The 17,853-nt window shown below is 68.3% G+C and carries 15 protein-coding genes and 4 pseudogenes; 12 read left to right on the top strand and 7 right to left on the bottom strand.

Going from position 1 to position 17,853, the window contains the following annotated elements:
* Positions 1–49: 49 nt before the first annotated feature.
* From ACLJT4_RS39850 to ACLJT4_RS39870, 5 genes are all read left to right on the top strand, one after another.
* Entirely contained in the window at positions 50–697 is a 648-nt protein-coding gene (locus ACLJT4_RS39850) for a hypothetical protein (RefSeq protein WP_411129950.1), read from the top strand.
* A complete protein-coding gene (locus tag ACLJT4_RS39855; protein ID WP_411129951.1) occupies positions 697–1,896 on the top strand; it encodes an NADase-type glycan-binding domain-containing protein in 1,200 nt (399 codons plus the stop codon). The genes ACLJT4_RS39850 and ACLJT4_RS39855 overlap by 1 nt, the downstream gene beginning before the upstream one ends.
* A complete protein-coding gene (locus ACLJT4_RS39860) occupies positions 1,893–3,224 on the top strand; it encodes a hypothetical protein (RefSeq protein WP_411129952.1) in 1,332 nt (443 codons plus the stop codon). Before ACLJT4_RS39855 ends, ACLJT4_RS39860 begins: the two co-directional genes overlap by 4 nt.
* A gap of 44 nt (positions 3,225–3,268) precedes the next feature.
* Complete coding sequence (locus ACLJT4_RS39865) at positions 3,269–3,931, top strand: DUF4255 domain-containing protein (RefSeq protein ID WP_411129953.1); 663 nt, start codon at positions 3,269–3,271, stop codon at positions 3,929–3,931.
* Positions 3,932–4,128: 197 nt separating this feature from the next.
* Positions 4,129–5,286 (top strand): IS701 family transposase, encoded by a 1,158-nt coding sequence (locus tag ACLJT4_RS39870; protein WP_411129954.1) that lies wholly within the window; start codon positions 4,129–4,131, stop codon positions 5,284–5,286.
* 234 nt (positions 5,287–5,520) lie between these two features.
* Here ACLJT4_RS39870 and ACLJT4_RS39875 read toward each other — a convergent pair.
* From ACLJT4_RS39875 to ACLJT4_RS39895, 5 genes and pseudogenes are all read right to left on the bottom strand, one after another.
* Positions 5,521–5,625: pseudogene (locus ACLJT4_RS39875) on the bottom strand (hypothetical protein); the annotation flags it as partial.
* Positions 5,626–6,111: 486 nt separating this feature from the next.
* Positions 6,112–7,038: a class A beta-lactamase gene (gene bla, locus ACLJT4_RS39880; RefSeq protein WP_411129955.1), complete on the bottom strand. Its 927-nt coding sequence runs from the start codon at positions 7,036–7,038 to the stop codon at positions 6,112–6,114.
* A gap of 436 nt (positions 7,039–7,474) precedes the next feature.
* Positions 7,475–8,395: a class A beta-lactamase gene (gene bla / locus ACLJT4_RS39885; protein ID WP_411129956.1), complete on the bottom strand. Its 921-nt coding sequence runs from the start codon at positions 8,393–8,395 to the stop codon at positions 7,475–7,477.
* A gap of 470 nt (positions 8,396–8,865) precedes the next feature.
* Positions 8,866–10,815 (bottom strand): ATP-binding protein, encoded by a 1,950-nt coding sequence (locus tag ACLJT4_RS39890; RefSeq protein WP_411129957.1) that lies wholly within the window; start codon positions 10,813–10,815, stop codon positions 8,866–8,868.
* A 362-nt stretch (positions 10,816–11,177) separates the two neighbouring features.
* Positions 11,178–11,552, bottom strand: coding sequence for a hypothetical protein (locus ACLJT4_RS39895; RefSeq protein WP_411129958.1), 375 nt, complete (start codon positions 11,550–11,552; stop codon positions 11,178–11,180).
* Positions 11,553–11,713: 161 nt separating this feature from the next.
* Here ACLJT4_RS39895 and ACLJT4_RS39900 point away from each other — a divergent pair, with 161 nt between their 5' ends.
* From ACLJT4_RS39900 to ACLJT4_RS39930, 7 genes and pseudogenes are all read left to right on the top strand, one after another.
* Complete coding sequence (locus ACLJT4_RS39900) at positions 11,714–11,950, top strand: hypothetical protein (RefSeq protein WP_411129959.1); 237 nt, start codon at positions 11,714–11,716, stop codon at positions 11,948–11,950.
* Positions 11,951–12,078: 128 nt separating this feature from the next.
* Positions 12,079–12,597, top strand: a complete 519-nt coding sequence (locus ACLJT4_RS39905; protein ID WP_411129960.1) for a hypothetical protein — start codon at positions 12,079–12,081, stop codon at positions 12,595–12,597.
* Between the two features lie 132 nt (positions 12,598–12,729).
* Entirely contained in the window at positions 12,730–13,113 is a 384-nt protein-coding gene (locus ACLJT4_RS39910; protein WP_411129961.1) for a roadblock/LC7 domain-containing protein, read from the top strand.
* Positions 13,114–13,449: 336 nt separating this feature from the next.
* A pseudogene (locus ACLJT4_RS39915) lies at positions 13,450–13,975 on the top strand (GTP-binding protein); the annotation flags it as partial.
* Between the two features lie 172 nt (positions 13,976–14,147).
* Positions 14,148–14,483 (top strand): roadblock/LC7 domain-containing protein, encoded by a 336-nt coding sequence (locus ACLJT4_RS39920; RefSeq protein WP_411129962.1) that lies wholly within the window; start codon positions 14,148–14,150, stop codon positions 14,481–14,483.
* Between the two features lie 421 nt (positions 14,484–14,904).
* Complete coding sequence (locus ACLJT4_RS39925; RefSeq protein ID WP_411129963.1) at positions 14,905–16,119, top strand: sensor histidine kinase; 1,215 nt, start codon at positions 14,905–14,907, stop codon at positions 16,117–16,119.
* The gene (locus tag ACLJT4_RS39930; RefSeq protein ID WP_411129964.1) at positions 16,116–16,994 is read left to right on the top strand and encodes a response regulator; all 879 of its coding nucleotides are present in this window, start codon (positions 16,116–16,118) and stop codon (positions 16,992–16,994) included. Before ACLJT4_RS39925 ends, ACLJT4_RS39930 begins: the two co-directional genes overlap by 4 nt.
* Here ACLJT4_RS39930 and ACLJT4_RS39935 read toward each other — a convergent pair.
* Together ACLJT4_RS39935 and ACLJT4_RS39940 are read right to left on the bottom strand one after the other, a co-directional pair.
* Positions 16,917–17,132: pseudogene (locus ACLJT4_RS39935) on the bottom strand (trypsin-like serine protease); the annotation flags it as partial. The gene ACLJT4_RS39930 and the pseudogene ACLJT4_RS39935 sit on opposite strands and share 78 nt — an antisense overlap.
* A 305-nt stretch (positions 17,133–17,437) precedes the next feature.
* Positions 17,438–17,728, bottom strand: a pseudogene (locus tag ACLJT4_RS39940) (integrase core domain-containing protein); the annotation flags it as partial.
* Between the last annotated feature and the right edge of the window lie 125 nt (positions 17,729–17,853).

Below are 17,853 nucleotides of genomic sequence, written 5' to 3' on the forward strand. Positions count from 1 at the left end.
GTGGCTGGAAGTCCACACGGAAAGAGAACGGGAAGACGCGAAGACAACGATGGAAAGACTGCCGTCACCACCCCCCGCACCGTCGGCGCCGGCCGCTTCCGCACCTCCCCTGCCGCCGCTGGTGCCCGGCAGCCGGTCGCTGCGGGCGATCCTGCCCGAGAGCTACCGGCAGGGGGACTTCGCCGACCGGTTCATCGCCGGCTTCGACGACGCCCTGGCCCCACTGATCACCACGCTCGACTGCTTGGACGCCTACTTCAACCCGTACACCGCACCCGATGACGTCGTCGCCTGGATGCTGGGGTGGACCAACACCTCGCTGCCCGCCTGCGTGGGGACCATCGGCCGGCGCAACGCACTGCTCCTCGGCCACCGACTGCACGGCCCGCGCGGCACCCGGACCGGGCTCGAACTGCTCATCCGGCAGGTACTGGGCGGGCGGTTGGAGCTCACCGAATCCGGCGGTACGCACAGTTCGGCCGGCCCCGAAGACCCTTCCGTGCCGGTGCCGTCGGGGAGTTGGGTCCGCGTGCGGGTACTGCTCCCGCACGGCACGGCGGCTGACCGCCCGTGGGTGGCGGATGACGTGGCGGAACTCGTACGGGAATGGATCCCCGCCCATGTCACGATCGAGATCGTCGTGGCGGACGACGCAGATCCGCTGAATGCACCGCACGCACCAGGAGGTGACCGCTGATGGGATCTGCCTCGTCCGGCCACCGGGGTTGGCATCAGCCCGACGAGCAGGACATGTGCGCCAGTTGTGGGGTGGTGGCCTACCCGGGCGAGATGTTCTGCGTCTCGTGCGGCGCATATCTGGGGTGGGACACCACCGGCCGGAACCGGGCGGTACGGCCGGAGCCCGCCCCGGCTACCGGGCCCGACCCGCTCTTCGCGCAACCGGCATCGGCACCCGCCCCGCCGACGGCGCGGCCCCAGCCGTGGAGCGGCCCCCCGGAGCCCGACCCACCCGCCGACGCCAGGGTGCTGGAGCCGTCCCCGGCCGCAGCGCCCTGGTCGGACTACCCCGGATACGCCGCGCCCGTGCCCGAGCCCGAGCCCACCGGCGCCTACCCCCGGGTCATCACCGGCGAACTCGTCCTGCGGACCGCACCGTACGAGCACACTCACGCAGCCGCCCACACACCACCCATCGACCTGTCACACCTCCTGATGTGCCCCGAGTGCCGGGAACCCAACGCGGAGTCCCGGACGTACTGCCATCCCTGCGGCGCCCTGCTGCGCCCGGAGCCCGAGCCACCGGTGCCCACCCGCCGGGAACGGCTGCGCCAGGAGTATGGGGAACGGCCCGAGGTGTGGCACTGGGACCGCCGCTGGAACGTCCTGCTCGCCGCGCTTCCGGTGTGCCTGGTCGCCGGGGTCTCGATGGGCAGCGTCGCTGCCGCCGCGGAGCGTGCGGTGCCACTGGTCAAGGACCGTTTCCTGGCCCAGCACATGGTCGCGCCGGAGTCCGTCTCCGCCTCCAGCTCCGCCAAGGGCTTCGGCCCCGACCTGGCGTCCGACGGTGTCGACAACAAGGCATGGGCGCCGCAGGGCAGCGGCGAGGCCGCGGTCGGCGAATACTGGACGGCCACGTTCCAGGCACCGTTCCGGCTGACCTCCTTCGTCATCGTCAACGGTGCGTCGAAAACGCCCGGTCAGTTCTTCGAGGCCGGTCGACCGACGAAGATCACGGTGGCCGCGACCACCACCGATCTGGGGGTTGTGGAGAAGACCATCAATCTCGGTGACCAGCCAGGACCACAGCGCTTCGACCTGGGCATCGACGGTGTGACCGCGCTGGAGGTGCGGATCGCGGCGGTCAACCCCGGGCTCAAGCCGCGCATGCCCGTCGCCATGGCCGAGATCCAGTTCGTCAGCCGGCAGGCATCATGAGCGTACGGGCGGAACTGATCGCTCCCGAGGACGTGATCAGGCCTGGCAGCTCGCTCACCGTCCATCTGCGGGTGTGGAACGAGAGCCGGATCGTGGACGCCTACCGGCTGCGGCTGCTCGGACCGCCCGCTGACTGGCCGGACACCGAGACGAACCTCGGCCGGGTCCCGATCTACCCGGGCAACCACGAGAAGATCAACATCCCCCTCACCCTCCCACGGGACAGCGAACTGGCACCCGGCCCGCTGACGTTCGCAGTGCATGTCGCCTCGGTGGAGGACCCTCATGTGGTAGCCGTGCCCGAAGCGGTCATCTCCGTCGGCGAGTTCCACGACATCGAGCCTCAGCTGGCGCGGCCCCGAGTGTTCGGGGTGCTGTGGAGCAGCAACCTGGTCATACTGGAGAACACCGGCAATGCCACGACCGCGGTACGGCTGCGGGTGGCACCTGAGGACGAAAGGGCACCGCTGCGCACGAAGTTGCGGCGCAGCCGACTGACGCTCAAGGCAGGCGAACGGGCCCGCGTCAGCCTCGGGGTGCGGGTGGTCAGCCCGACGTTCACCGGCACCACGACCCCTTGGGAGATCGGGGTCCGCGTCGGCTGGGAGCAGGGACAGGAATGCACCACCTCGTACGTCCATCGGCAGCGCCCGTTCCTGCCGAAACCGGCCCTCAAGGCGCTGGTCGTGCTCAGCACCGTCGCGATCGCGTGCGCGGCGGTGTGGATCTCCCCGCTCGGTGGCAAGAAACCCGGCGCCCAGACGGAGTCCGCCAAGGGCCCCTCACAGGTGGAAGCCGTGCGGGAGGCCGAGAAGAAGGAAGCCGAGGAGGCGAAGAAGCAACAGCAGCAGGAGAAGGACGCGGAGGAGAAGGCGGAGCAGGAGAAGGACGCGGCGGGTGCGCTGAAGAAGAGGCCGTTCCAAACCTCGTTGACCGCCGACACCGGGAAGAACGAGCCGGCCGCCGCGTACAAGGTGGCCAAGGGATACCGACTGGAGATCAAGACCGTCCAACTGTCGGCGTCGGGGCCCGAGGGCGCAACGGTCTTCCTCACGGCCGGGGCACAGCAGTTGCAAAGCACCGGCATCAACAACATCAAGGACTACACCCCACCGGCCCCGCTGTCGCTGAAGGAGGACGAGAAGCTCACCCTGCGGGTCGACTGCACAACGACGCCCCCGACCGGCGACCCCGCTCCCACCCCGTCCGCCAGCTCCACCCCCTCCACGCCGGCCCCGCCGGCAGCCAGGTGCATCGCCACCGCCGTGGTCGTAGGCCAACTGATCCCACTCAAGGGGCCGTACGCCGAGCCGGACAAGTCCGCGTGAGCGCCCCTCCGCCCCTCCCCCACCACCCGTACAGGAGCTGACCAGTGAGCATCGTCCGGAAGGTAGACGACACCCTCGAAAGGGAGTTGCGACAAGGCCCCCTGCACGGGGTCAACGCACAGGTCGTCTTCGACACACCGAACTCCGAATGGGCCGCCCGCCGTTCCGGACTGTGCGTGAACCTCTTTCTACACAGCGTCGAGGAGGACACGGCCCAACGACACTCCGGCGATACCAGCATCATCGACGAGCACGGTGTCGTGGTCGCCTACCACCGGCCGCCCCGCCACTTCCGACTCGGCTACGCACTCACCGTGTGGGGCCACAGCCCACGGGACGAACACCGGCTACTCGGCACCCTGTTGGAGTGGTGCGTGGCCACGGAACATCTGACGCCGTACCCCGACCCGTCGGAGGGCAACACCCTGTCTCTGAAGCTCCGCGAGACGCCCGAGGGTGCGGAGCCCCCGGCCGCTAAGCTCTGGTCGGGCCTGGGCACCCCGGCTCGCCCCGTCCTCGACGTCCTGGTGACGGTCCCAGTCGCCCGCCCGGCCACACCGGTGCAGGCCGAGCCGGTCCGCGACCTGGCTCTGCGGGCTGCCCACTTGGACGTACCACGGTCCCCCGAGGGTCACCCCAGCAGCCCGGTCCGAGGCCGCACCCGCGATACCCCCCGGCCGCGCCGCAACGTCGAGGAGGTCGGCTGATACGGCGGGCTGGGCGCGGGGGCCTTGCCCGCACAAGGAATGTGCAACATCCCCGTGCGTTCGCATGAGCCCCGCTGAGTCCCTCGCCCTCAGGTTCTACCGGTAGTTCGTTAAATCCGGCGGTGGCGTGGGTTGACGGCAGTTCGGGTTGGTCGTAGGCCGGTGGGAGGAGTCAACTGCCTTGCTGGGGGCTGAAGATGACCGCTCGCCGTCCGTGTCCGCCGGGGCCGTTGGAGGACTACGCGGCCCGGTTCGACGACCTCTTCTTCAGTCTGGCCCAGCGGCGAGGGTTTCGCGAGTATCTGACCGGGCTGCTGGCGCCGCGGGAGCGGAACAAAACAATCACATGTCTGGCAGGGGCGGAGCCGGTAGCGGGTGCGGGGATGCCGGGGGTGCAGCGGCTGCAGTTTTTCCTGTCCGAGTCGCCCTGGGAGGTCGAGTTGGTCAACGACCGGAGGCTTGAGCTGCTGCGCGAGCAGCCGGCGACGGCTCCGCACGACGGCGGGGTCATCGTGATCGACGACTCCGGTGACCGCAAGGACGGCACCGCTACCGCGCATATCGGCAGGCAGTGGCTGGGCCGGTTGGGAAAGACGGACAACGGCATCGTCACGGTGACCACGGTGTGGACGGACGGCCGTGTGTACTACCCGCTGCACGCGACTCCCTACACCCCCGCCCACCACTTCACCCGCGGCCGTTCCGACCCGGCCTTCCGCACCAAACCGCAGCTGGCCGCAGACCTCGCGGCCCGCGGGAAGGAGGCGGGCTTCGGCTGCCGAGCGGTGGTCGCCGACTGCGCCTACTCCGTGAGCGACGACTGGTATCTCGCACTGCGCGAGGCTCGCCTGGCCTACGTGGTCGCGCTCAAGCCGCACCGCGGCACCTGGGCTCCGGCCGACCAACCACACACCCCCATCGAAGCGGCCCACGCCCTGGTCTGGAAGGATGCCAGACGTCCCAGCGACTGGACACCCGTGGAACGTCACTTCCGTGACGGGCACACCGAGACCTGGTGGACCGCTGACGCCCGCCTGAGCGGCTACGGACCCGACTCGCCCTGCCGGCTGGTCGTGGCCACCACCGACCCGGCTACGTTGCCTGAGAAAGCCACTTGGTACCTGACCACCAACCTGCCCCACCCCGACACACCCCACGCCTCCACCAGCCCACACTCGCCGGCCGACCTCGCCGAGATCGTCCGCCTCTACGGCCTGCGGCCGTGGATCGAGCAGAGCTACAAGCAGATCAAGGACGAACTCGGCTGGGCCGACTTCCAAGTCCGCTCCGACCGCGCCATCCGCCGTCACCAGACCCTGATCAACTGCGCCTTCTCCTTCTGCTGGGACCAGTGATTCGCCCCACCCGGGCCCCTGGAGGCCACCGCGCCGGACCCCTGCCCCGACGAAGAGCCAGAGAGGGGGCTCAGCCGAACCCCACCAGCCCCAACAGCCATGCTGGCCCAGGGCATTACGCGCCATCCGTTCCTGGCTCACCCCCGCCATCACCCTCACCCGATGGTGGCGAGCCTGGGACTTGAGCAGCACCGCCAGTGCCAGCCGGTGCCCCGGCCACCGGGCATGCCCCTCCACCCAGGCGATCTCCTCCGGTGACAGGGAGAAGAACTCCGTCAGTTCCCGTGCCGATGTGACCCGCTTGAAACGCGGATAGGCCGTCCGCTCCACCGACGCCACAGCCCCAGCCCCTCTCGGATTCCTGATCTACAGCAGGAAGCCGATCAAGAAACCGGCACTTGCTGCCAGGGGCGAACGTCCCAAGAAACCAGCAGCCACCAAGCGCTCGGAGACATCACTCAACGTATACGAATGGCCCCTTTCGGGCGTGTCTCCTCCGCTCCCCAGGAACGGCTGCCCCGGCCGACGACCATGCGTACGAAGCAGTTCGGGTCGGAGAAACACACCCGCCACCCCGAAGAAACACCCTCGGTGATCACCGCGACAACGTAGCGCCAGGCCCCCGCTCGGCCTGCCACACAACATGCGACAACACTCGAACTGGGTAGAGAACCTCGGCCGCTTCGAACTCGAGATAAGCGCGCACCTCAACATCGCCCTGCCCACCGCGCCCGGCCCGCGCATCGCGCCGGACGGCCATCGCATCCGGTGAGCGCTTACCCGTTACCCTGCCGCCGTGACCCGGTTACCAGGGAACGGTGTTCGCTATGTCAGTGCCTTGGTGACCACGGTTGCCACGTCGGCAATCAGCTTATTGTCGTAGTCGGCGTCCTTGGTGCCTCGGTTAGACATGATCGCCATGACGATGGGTGCAGAGTTGGGAGGCCACACGACGGCGATGTCGTTGCGGGCACCGTAGAAGCTGCCGGTTCCCGTCTTGTCCCCGACCGTCCACTCCCTGGGTACGCCCGCCCTGATGAGCTCATCCCCGGTGGTGTTGGTCCGCAGCCACTGTGTGAGCTGCTTGCGTTCGTCCTTGCCCAGGGCGTCACCGAGAACGAATTCCCGCAGAACGCCTGCCCACGCACGGGGAGTGGTGGTGTCCCGCATCTCACCAGGCACCCAGCGACTCAGTTCCGGCTCGCGGCGATTCACCCTCGTCGTGGTATCACCTGTCTCTGCGAGAACGGCGGCCAGGCCCTTCGGCCCGCCCAGCGCGTCGAACAGAAGGTTGGCTGCAGTATTGTCGCTGTAGCGGACGGCTGCGTCACACAGATCATGCAGGGTCATTCCGGTATCGACATGCTTCTCGGTCACCGGAGAGTGGTCGATCAGATCGTCCCGGGAGTACTTGATCACCTTGTCCATTCCGCTCAAGGTGTATTTGCGCAGGACGGCAGCGGCGGCGAACGCTTTGAACGTCGAGGCGTACGCGAACCGCTCGTCGGCGTTGTAGGCCGCCTCCTGCCCATCGCCCGTGTTGACCGCATAGATCCCAAGCCGCGCACCGTACTTACGCTCTAGCTCCTTGAAATCGCCGACAGGCTGCTTCGCCGCAGGATCCTCCCTTGTTGTCGCGGCAGCCGGAGCCGGTGACTCCTGATTGCTGTCATGACCGCATGCCGCAAGCGGAAGGGCGATAAGCGCAGCGAGCCCCCTGAGAACGGCACGTCGCGCACGCGTGAACTGCATATTCCGGCCTCCAGGTAACCCGCGAACGGGCGCAATGAAAAAAATATAGGCTCCCGGGTGTGGGTCGGGCGCCGACTCATGCTTTCTTTCGGGTTCCATACGGTCCAATACGCGTACCAGAAGGCGCCGAACCAGGGCAAGCAGCATGAGGTTCACCACTCCCGCACACCGCCACACTTCGCATCCGAAAATAGCTCCATGTCACGAAGTGGCCCCTTTCGCGGATATCTCCTCCGACCTCCAAACTGATGCCGGGGAGTCGGCGGACCGTACGGAGAAGTGAACCAGCGCGGCCGAGGCTGGCATAGCCCGTCCTGGGCGGGCTTGTAAAGCTCGGCGGCCGACGGGAAGGGGCCGTTTACAGTAAGAGCACGCACGCCCGGGCACGACATAGACAGGCAGGTGGCCCAAGTGCCCAGGCGGCGGCTCGCGTGGGTCAGGCCAGTGCTGCTGCCAGCAGTGTGGCGGTTTGGGCGATCAGGGGGTTGTCGGGCGCGGCGTCGGGCTCGCGCTTGGTCGTCAGGACGGCCATGACGATGGGCGAGCGGTCCGGGGGCCAGGTGATGCCCACGTCATGGTTGGTCCCATACTTTCCGCCCCCGGTCTTGTCCGCGACGGTCCACTCGGAGGGCAGGCCAGCGCGCAGTTTCTCGCCGCCCGTGGTGTTGGCCAGCATCCAGTCAGTGAGCCGCTTGCGGTCCTCAGCCCCGAGGGCGGTGCCAAGGGTGAGGCGCGCGTAGGTCTGCCCGATGGCCTTCGGGCTGGTGGTGTCCGTCTTGCGCCACGGTTCGGCGGAGTTCAGATCGGGCTCCCACCGGTCGAGCCGCGTCGTCCTGTCCCCGATCGATCGGCAGAATCGTGTAATCGCGGTCGGTCCTCCCAGCTCGCGAAGGAGGAGATTGCCAGCGGCATTGTCGCTGTAGCAGATCGTGGCGGCGCACAGTTCAGCAACCGTCATGCCGTGGGCGAGGTTCTCGGGCTTGCCGGTGATCGGAGCGTAACCCGAGTCCGTGACGTCCTTCTCGGTGTACCGGATGCGCCTGGCCAGGAACTCGCCGTCGTGATCGAGGTCGCGCAGCACGGCCGCGGCGGCCAGCGTCTTGAAGACCGAGCACATGGGGAAGCTCTCGCTAGCGCGGTACTGCACAATCCGGCCTGTGGCAGTGTTGTGGGCGTAGACACCCAGGCGAGCGGAATGCTGCCGTTCCAGATCCTTCAGCTGGCGCGAGATCACGCTGCTGCCGTCGAGGGTTGCAGCGTATGCGCTCCCGCTCGCAGGAAGGGCAGCGGCGAGCGCCGCCCCAGCTCCCAGCGTGAGCACCGTACGCCGGGACGTGGGCTTTCCTGTGGTGTCCATGGCCGTCCTCTCCTCCAGGTCAGGTCTTGACTGTTGAGAACGCACATCCGGACTTCTTAGTTCCGCTTAAAGGGATAGGCGGCGCCTCACCGGCAGCAATGCAACATCGACCCATGGACCCCTCTCCCAAACGACCCTTTCCCGGAGCAAGATCGCTCGGCAACCGAGGAAGACCCTCCGAGCCTTGGATCGGTTCGCGCAACTCGTTCTCACTCAAAGCGGGAGTTACCCCCTTCTGGGAGTCACACTGTGCGAAACTCGGGCTCATGACGGGCCCTCAAGGCGCACCCGCGTCCAATGCGGATGACATCGAGCGCCACCCATGCCCGCGCTGCGGCGCCGAGTCCGGATCGCCCTGCCGCTCGCATTGCCGCGCGGTCGCTGGCCCTTACCACACCGGCCGCTTCACCAAGGTTCCCCGGCTGTGAAGCTGCCGCGGGTGCCCGCCCCTTGCGCAGGGCGTGGAACATCTACGCCTCCCTCCGCGTGAAGAGTCGGCCCAGCTTGCCGTACTCCGTTTCGATGCCCTGGAGAAGGTCATCCTCGCTCAGGGGGCGGCCGGCTGCCGCGGCCGCGAAGGCCGCGCTCTCCACGCAGGCGCGGATGCTGCCACCCGCCAGGTCGTAAGCCTGGGCGAGGCTTTCGACATCGAGGCCGGCGGGGGCGGACGCACCCAAGAGGGAACGCCAGAGCAAGGTGCGGACCTCAGGGCCGGGGCTCTCGAAGAGGATGACCTCGTCGAAGCGGCGGGTGAAGGCGGTGTCGATGTTGGCGCGCAGGTTGGTGGTGAGGACCGCGAGGCCGTTGAAGGACTCCAGGCGTTGCAGCAGGTAGCCGCTTTGCATGTTGGCGTGCCGGTCGTTGGAGCCCTTGACCTCGCCGCGCTTGGCGAACATCGCGTCTGCCTCGTCGAAGAGGACGACGGCGTCGAGCATGTCGGCGGCGGAGAAGACCCGTTCGAGGTTCTTCTCGGTCTCGCCGATGTACTTGGAGACGAGGAAGGGGAGGCTGACGACATACAGATCGAGTCCGAGTTCCTGGGCCACGGCCTCGGCGGCCATGGTCTTGCCGGTCCCGGACTCGCCCGCGAACAGCGCGGTGGTGCCCTGGCCGCGACCGCCGCCCCGGCGCAGTCCCCAGTCACCGAACACTGTGTCACGATGCCGGACACGGGCCGTCAGCATGTCCAGCCGGAACCGCACGGACTCCGGCAGGACGAGGTCCTGCCAACCGACTTCGGGGACGAGGTGCCGGGCCAGGGAGCCGAGTTCGGCAGCGGAACGGCGGCGGGCGGACTGGCGCACCTCGTCCGCCGTGGGGACGGCCGCGCGCAGGGCGGCGGTCCGGTGGACGTGCTCCACGGCCGCCGATGCGGCGGCTCCCAGTTGCTGATCGGGACGGCGCGCGGCGGGGTCACGCAGGTCGATCTCGGCGGGGCGTGGGGTGTCCCAGTGGTGGGCGGCCCAGGGGTGACCGCCGTACAGGAGCAGCGGCAGTGGTGCCTCGTCGAGACGGGTGACCAGGCCGCGCAGCCGGTCGCACCGCTCGGGCGCGGCCGTACCGGGCGGCGGTACGGGAACGAGGAGGGCGGCGCCGAGCAGCCGGGCTTCGAGAGCGGTCCGCTGGGCGAGTTGGGCAGGGCTGCTGTCGTCGGTGGCGAGCGCATCGGGGTCCAACAGCAGGGAAGTACGGCCCAGGGTGGCGAGCGCGGCGCGGGCGGCGGGCAGGGCCTCACCGTCGATGCCCTGGCGGAGGTAGCAGGCTCGGTGGGGATCGGTGACGAGGGCTGCGGCCAGATCGCGAGCCGGGCTTGGTTCGCCAGCCGGCTCGGGGCCCGGGCCTTGGGAGTCTCCAGGCTCGGGGGCGCGGGGGTCGTCGGGGTATGGCGGCAGACTCCGCAGCCAGCGGACGCCACATAGCGCGCCGGCGTCGTGGCCTGTCAGGAAGTCCAGCACTCGGTCGTGGACTTTCAACACGCGTTCAGGGAAGGAGGCTTCGGGTTCCTCGTATCTCACCAGGCCACCGTCGAGCAATGGCGAGCCGTCCCGCAGCAGACCGTCGGCGAGGGCTTCCGGGACCGAGATGCCGTGGGTGGACAGGGCGATGGCGACGGTGGGCCGGGAGACGGGCAGCCCGCTCAGGAAACGGATGGCGGAGCCGCAGACGGGGTTGAGCTCGGGCAGCAGACAAGTGACCAGGAGATCCGTCTCGCACTCGGCGAGGCCGAACTCCCAGGCCACGTGGGCCAGTCGATCGCCCTCTGCAGCCAGACGGGCCACGTCTTCCGGGCTCGGCCACTCATGCGGATCGGCGAGCGGTGCTCCCCATTCCGCCTCTTCGTCGCCCTCGCGCCGGAGGTAGAGGTGCCGCAGCCGCTCCTCGGCTACCGCGAGTCGTTCATCGATAAGGCTTCGGGTCATTGGGGTGCGGATCTCCACTGGATCGGGCACGCGTACAAGCACGTGCGGAGGCGGCACCGGAGCGAACAGCTCCCTGGTGGGCGGGCAGCAGCGTGCGGACAGTACCTGGGAACGACCGTAGTGGGCGGCTCCGCCGCAGGTCTGTCTGCCTCAGTTGACGGTGTCGAACCGAAGGTTGACCACGGCGGGCCTGGGCGGCTGCTCTCCGTACGGCTCCTGCGCCACCAACAGCACCGCCGGCAGCTCGCGTGCAGCGCTTGCCCTGACAGGACAGCCCGGCGCCAATCCCGAGCCGGGCGGCGAGCCGACTGACGACGTAGAGGACCATCTTGCCTGTGGTGGCCACCTCGATCAGGGGAGGGTTACTGAGCCGGGCGTTGAGGTCGGCCATCATGGTTTGCGACATCCCGGCGCCCCGGTCGCTGATCCAAGGGACGACGTCGCCCCGATCCCAATCCGGCGTCTACCTGGACCGGTTCGGCCGGGTCCGAGTACCGGGTCGCCCGGTCGGCACTCTCGTCTGCCAGCAGCAGGTTCTCGCCATACCGCCGCATACGGGTGGCCAGGTGGTCGATCTGGAAGAGGTCGGCCAGCCGCGCCGGGTTCTGCTCGGTCTCCTCCAGCTCGGTGATGACCGCCAACTGCCGGCAGACCAGGCCCTGGTTACGCCGGCCCAACGAGGTCAGCACGACCTTGACGCTCTTGCGCAGCGCCGCCTGATCGGCGGCCTGCCGCACGGCCTCGTGGAGAACGGCGTCGAACGCCCGGGCCCTCGATCAGGTCTACCTGGAGGCCGTGCAGTTGGCACAGCACCCTGCCACCCTGCGTCACGGGGCCGACCTCCGCCTTCAGAAATCCCTCCCGCCGCAACCAGGCACTCGTCCAGCTTCAGCTTGACTTGATCGCTGAGTTACAGCTCGGCGGGCGCAATCCGGAGGAACTCTCCCAACTGTTGCAACTCGACTGCCTGGCCACCTGGATCCGGCGCAACAGCGAGAGGCCGCTCGTGCTCGCCGGGGCCGAGAACAGTACAACGCGGCGCGGGACCACCTTCCTTCGTACCGTGGAGCGGGCAGCCGCCTCCGAGATCAATGACCATCAGCACGTCACCTTTCGGGAGTTCCCTGACTTTTGAGTGGTCGGCTACATCGCTGACGACCATGTACACCTCGTCACTGAGCTGTTGGAAAACGCCGCCTCCTTTCCGGCCCGGACGCCTGGGTCCAGGTCAGTGGCCAACAACTGCCCGACGGGCGGTCACTGTTGAAGATCCGCGACCGCGGCGTCGACACGGATGCAGAAGAGTTGACGCCCGCGCCCCGCATCCAGGGGCACTCAGCGGACAACCAGGCCGGCCGCAGCCAGGCCCTGGGCCTGTACGTAGTGGGAATGCTCGCCCGCAAGCACGGGGTACGGGTGCGCCTGCACGCCTATGCGCCGGTCGGACTGGCCGTCTTGCTGGTCCTGTCCTCGAAGTTCCTCGGCCCGCCGACCGGGCCAGGCACCCCGCAGCCGGGTGCACCGCGACCAGCCCCGTCACCAGTCGTCGCGTCCGCCACCGCTTCATCGGCTTCCCTGCCCCCATCACCGACCGATGAGTCCGTGCCGAAGCCCCCCATGCCACCCCAGGCACCGGCTGCCGTGCCTCCCGCGGCGGCTCAGTTGGAGCAACCGGCGCCGGAGCGAAAGCCGCAGTACGCACTGATCGATTCCGGTCTTTCGGTACGCACCGTCGGCACCGCGCCGGCAGCCTCGATCAAGCTGACACCGACACCGGCCTGAGGGACGGGCGCACCGCCTCGGTGGTCATGCACCCTGCCCCGGCCGAAATACGGCGTCGGATGCAGAAGCTGAGTCAGGGCATCGCCGCTGCCACGGCGGACGGCACCGGTACAGAGACGACGGCAGCCATACATGCGGAGACCCTCACCTCCACGGCGTGCAGGCTGCCGTCCACGCACGCGCAGATCGATCGGGTCGGCGAGTTCGAGTGGAATCTGCACAGGTTCCTCACCGGCCCGCCCGGGGCCTCCGACATGCCCATCGTCTCGCCGGACGGGCTGTTGCTCGGCCGGGGCTGTACCGGCACGGCCCCATCCCTCACTGATCGCCTCCCACGCGAGCGGTCTGGCCTCACTGGTACAGGTCACCTCCGAACTGAACGGCTCGGGAGCGGTGGAGCGCACCATCCTGGAGATGGAGCACGGCATCCTCGCGGTCGTACCGGTGGCGGACGACGCCGTGCTCACCGTGGCCGCCGGCCCTTCCTACGACCGGCCCTGCTGGGCTACCAGATGACCCGGCTGGTACGCCAGATGGGCCCGGCGCTGGCTCCGGAGCTGAGATCGAGGCTGAGGAACCTTGCGGCATTGGCCGGCTGACCGGGCGCCGAGCCGAGGCCCCGTACCCGAGCCGAGCAGTCCTTCGCGGCTGGCGCCCCGCCCGTACGCAGTCATCGGCGGCCGTGCCAGGGCCTACCCGGACGACGGCATGCCGCCCGAGCGCGGCGCCATCCTCGCCCGTCGATTCAGGTTGACCACAATGGCCGCTGGGCATCCGTCCACGGCCCAGATCGAAAGGTTGCCCAGTGGCCTCCACCAACCTTGAGGCGACCTCCAGACGACCTCGGCGAAGATCGTCGTGGCCGGCGGCTTCGGCGTCGGCCACGACGACGATGATCGGCAGCGTCTCGGAGATCGATCCGCTGCGGACCGAAGCCGTACGGACCGCATTCATGCGGACCACCGAATCCGAGGAAGTGGACGACCTCACCGAGGTGACCGGCAAGTCAACCACCACCATGGCCACGGACTTCGGCCGGTTCACCGTCGATCCGATCCTGGTGCTCTATCTGTTCGGTGCCCCGGGCCAGGACCGGTTCTGGTTCCTGTGGGACGACCTGGTGCGCGGGGCCATCGGTGCCGTGGTCCTCGTCGACAGTCACCAGCTGGCCGACTCTTTCCCTGCGATCGACTACTTCGAGGCGCGCGGAATCCCGTTCGTCGTGGCACTGAACGCATTCGACGGCCACCACCCGTCCACTACGGAGCAGGTCCGGACCGCCCTGCGGATCGATCTGGACGCGCCGGTGCTGCCCGCCGACGTGCGGCGCCACGAAGAGGTGCGGCTGACCCTCATACGGCTGGTCGAGCACGCGCTGGACACGCCCACAACGCCCTGCCCCGGTCCCCGTATCCCTATTGCCGAAAGCCCCCTTCCCGGGAGGCACTCATACGACTGCTCGAAGCCCGGGCATCCGATGTCCACCACGTCATACGCGAATACCGCGAGACCACTCCGGGGATGGAGCAGGCGGTTGCTCGTCTCCTCCAGTGACATCAGACTGCCGGCCAGGCACGTCAGAGGGCGCCGAAGTCACCCACTCCGAACGCCTGGCCGCCCTTGCCGCCAGTCTGATGTCACTGGCCCGGGCGGCCACAGAGGCATGTCCGAGCGGCGTGACCAGCGCGATCGTGCTCAATGCCATCCGGCACCATCTGTGCCTGCTGCCGGTCGACAACGACACCGGCCTGGCGATCCTGACCGAGACGGATGCCGATCTCGGCCACGTCACATATGTGGCCGCCCTGATAGCCAGGGAACTCGCAAGCCTGGTGGACGAGGGCACCCGTGCCCACCCGTGCCTCCTGTTCCCAAATCCGGGCTAGCCGCAGGGGGACTTGTCCTCCAACGGCAGTTGCCTGACTTCCTCGCGCGGATCGCCAGGCGTCGACCGAGCACGGCGCGGGGCCCACACGCCGGAACTTCCCGGTGAGGCATCTACCTACGACGCGGAACTTGCTTGGGCATGGAGCCGTTGCTTCAACGGAGCAGTCTTCGGCGCCACAGCGTGCACACACGCTTGCCCAGGTGAACGCCCTTCCGTCTCTGGAGACCCGATGCGCTCCGCATTGCCGCTCGCCCGAATCCCCCGGTTCGGCGCACGGCGGTCGTCTCCGCCCACCGACGCGGTCCCCCAGCCGCTGTCCGACCCCCGTTTGGACCGATGAGTAGATTCCCGCTGCGCCACCGGCGCTTGGCCCCGCCCCTGCCGGCAGCCCTTCCGTCCCATACCGAGACGAGGCCGTGATGGCTGCGGACGTGTGGGCGATGGCCCATCGGCGGGTCGGCTACCTCCTCGGAGCCGGCCGGTGCTCCGACCTCGTCCAGGACGCGGCGCTGGCGCTGCTGGTCGGCCTGGCCAGCGTGGTGGTGCTGACATCCAGCCACGGCACCGGCTTCACCCATTCCTATCTGCTGAGTGCGCTGTGCGCGGTGGCCGCGGCCGCGAGTCTGTTGTGGCGTCGCATTCACCCCGAACTGTGCGTGGTGGTAGCCGCCTTGGCCACCTTCGCCTCCGACGAAGCCACCGCACTGATCGCCGCGTCGTACGCCGTCGGTCTCTACGGCCGCGAGGCACGCGCCCTCATCACGGGCGGCGGCGCACTGGCGTACGTCGTGGCGAGAGTGCTCACCGGGGAAGTCACCGGCGATCCCGTCTGGGGCACCTACATGGTGGTCCTCTACACGGTGCTGCCGGCCTTCTACGGGCGGACGGTGCGGCGCCAACGCGGGCTCAAAGAGCAGTTGCAGGAGCAGCTCTCGCACGCGGAGGCCGCCACCGAGCACGCGGCGCGGTTCGTCCTCCTTGAGAAGCGCACCCGGCTGGCATTCGAGATCCACGACACCGTCGGGCACCACGTCACCTTGCTGGTGCTGCGCGCCTCCACCGCCGAACGGCAGCCCGGCCTCCCGCCTCAGGCCGCCAAGGCGTTCCAGGACATCCAGGAAGGCGCCATCACCGTCATGCAAGAGCTGCGCCGGGTCATCACGGTCCTGCGCGACGAGGACGGGCGGGCGGGTGAGGAGACCTGCGCGTACGCCAACTGCCATGAGTTCCTTGAGGCGCTGGCCCGCAATATGCGTGCGGTGGGCATCCAGGCCGCTTACACGCCGGAGGGCACCGTACGCCCGCTCGACACCGGCACCGAGTCACTGCTGTACCGGATCAGCCGCGAGGCGCTCACCAACGCCGCCAAGCACGCGCCCGGCGCTCCGGTCCGCATCAGCCTGGCCTTCGCGCCGCGCTCGGTGACCCTGAACGTCCACAACGGCCGTCCCGTGCAGCGGTTGAAGCCGGTGGGCGGCTCCGGAGGACTGGGCCTGCACAGCATGCGGAGTGCAGTCGAGACAGGTGGTGGAACGTTCACTGCCGGGCCGACAGCGGACGGCGGATACCGCATCGAAGCCGTGATGGCACTGCCACCGGACAGTCGCAGCACCGAGAGGGAGCACAACTCATGACCATTCGCGTCGCGATCGTCGACGATCAGACCATCATCCGTTCCGGCCTGCGCATGATGCTGGAGACGTCGGGCGATTTCGAGGTCGTCGCCGAGGCCGTGGACGGTGCGGATGCCCTCAGCCAGGCTCGCACCCACCGACCGGACGTTGCGTTGGTGGACCTGCGCAGGCCCAACGTCAACGGGATCGCCGCCACCCGCAGGCTGCTGGAACTGCTGGCCCCACCCCAGGTGTTGGTCCTGAGCACCTACAACGCCACGAGCAGGTCTTCGACGCCTGAGCGTCGGCGCCCACGGGTTCCTGCTGAAGGACCTCAGAGCAGAGGAGTTGTTCTCGGCCCTGCACGTGGTCATGTCCGGCGGCCGGGTATTCGCCCGGGAGGTGCTGCAGAACCTGGTCCGCCGGGCTGCGCGACGGATGCCGGTGCGGGGACACGGCATCAACGCGAAGATCGCGGCGCTCAACGAGGGCGAGCGAAAGGTCCTTGCCCGGGTCCGGATGGGCAGCACCAGCGAGCAGATCGACAAACAACTCCAGCACTGCAGGGTCAGCGTCAAGAGTGGTTGGCCCGGCCCGTGCGCTGGACCAGAGCAACCAGCCCGAGAGGGCATCGTCAGCCGCAGCCGATCGGCTCAGGAGGAGTACGGCTGCGGCCGACGATGCCACCTGCGACCCTCGCACCACGCCCTCGACAACGCCACCGACACGCCGCGATACCGCCGACGGTGGCGGCGGTCGCACACCAGGGAAGGGCGCCCTGGAGCGGTGGGGTCACCCGCCAAGGGCTCTATGACACAGTGCGCTGCTGTGAGCACCCATTGCTCATCGATGAGGGCGCCTCCGCATTTATGGCTCCCGTCCTCGAACTGCAATGACACCATCCAGTCTTCGGTCTGTTCGGTGTCCTTCCCTCCGACGATTGCCTGTGCTGGCGTTACCGATGCAAGTAGTGCGATGCCACCGCACAGTACTGCGGTCAGACGCAGTGCGGCATAGCTTCGCTTCCTGCGCATGAGCGTGACGGTTGCCTGGAGCTTGTTCACTCGTTCTCTCCTTGTTGAGGGGATGGTGCGGTGCCGGGGGTGTCAGTGGGATCTCGCTTTGCCCTGAACTGCGGCCCACCGCCCCGGGGCGGTGGGCCGATATGGGCGTCACAGCAAGTCGTACCGGGAGTCATCCCGCCTGGAGGGCCCAGGTCGGTGATAGGCGGGCGGCTCTGACTGCCGGGTAGAGGCCGGCGATGACGCCGATGAGGAGGGTTGATGCGAAGCCGCCCGTCATCGCTAGGGTCTGATGCAGGTTCGGGTGACAGGTTTGGTCACGCGGCCTGGAAGGCCGGTGCGGTCATGACGATCTCGAATTCGACAGGGGTCAGCCTGCCGAGGGCAGCTTGTCTGCGGCGCCGGTGGTAGGTCTTCTCGATCCAGGTCACGATCGCGATCCGCAGTTCCTCGCGGGTTGCCCACGCCCGGCGGTCGAGGACGTTCTTCTGTAGCAAGCTGAAGAAGGACTCCATGGCCGCGTTGTCGCCTGCCGCCCCGACTCGTCCTATCGAGCCGGCCATCCGGTGACGGTCGAGGGCCTGGACGAACTTGCGGGACCGGAACTGCCTGGGTTCAACCAGTCGTTGCAACACTCCTGATCAGAGGGGTGTGCTGTGGGACGGCCAGCGGGTTGGATGACGGAGTTGACAGGGCGGTCGCCGATGAAGTCGCCGGGGCGGCCCTCGACGCG

It is taken from the genome of Streptomyces sp. x-19 (genome assembly GCF_046549115.1).
GTDB classification, from domain to species: domain Bacteria; phylum Actinomycetota; class Actinomycetes; order Streptomycetales; family Streptomycetaceae; genus Streptomyces; species Streptomyces albulus_C.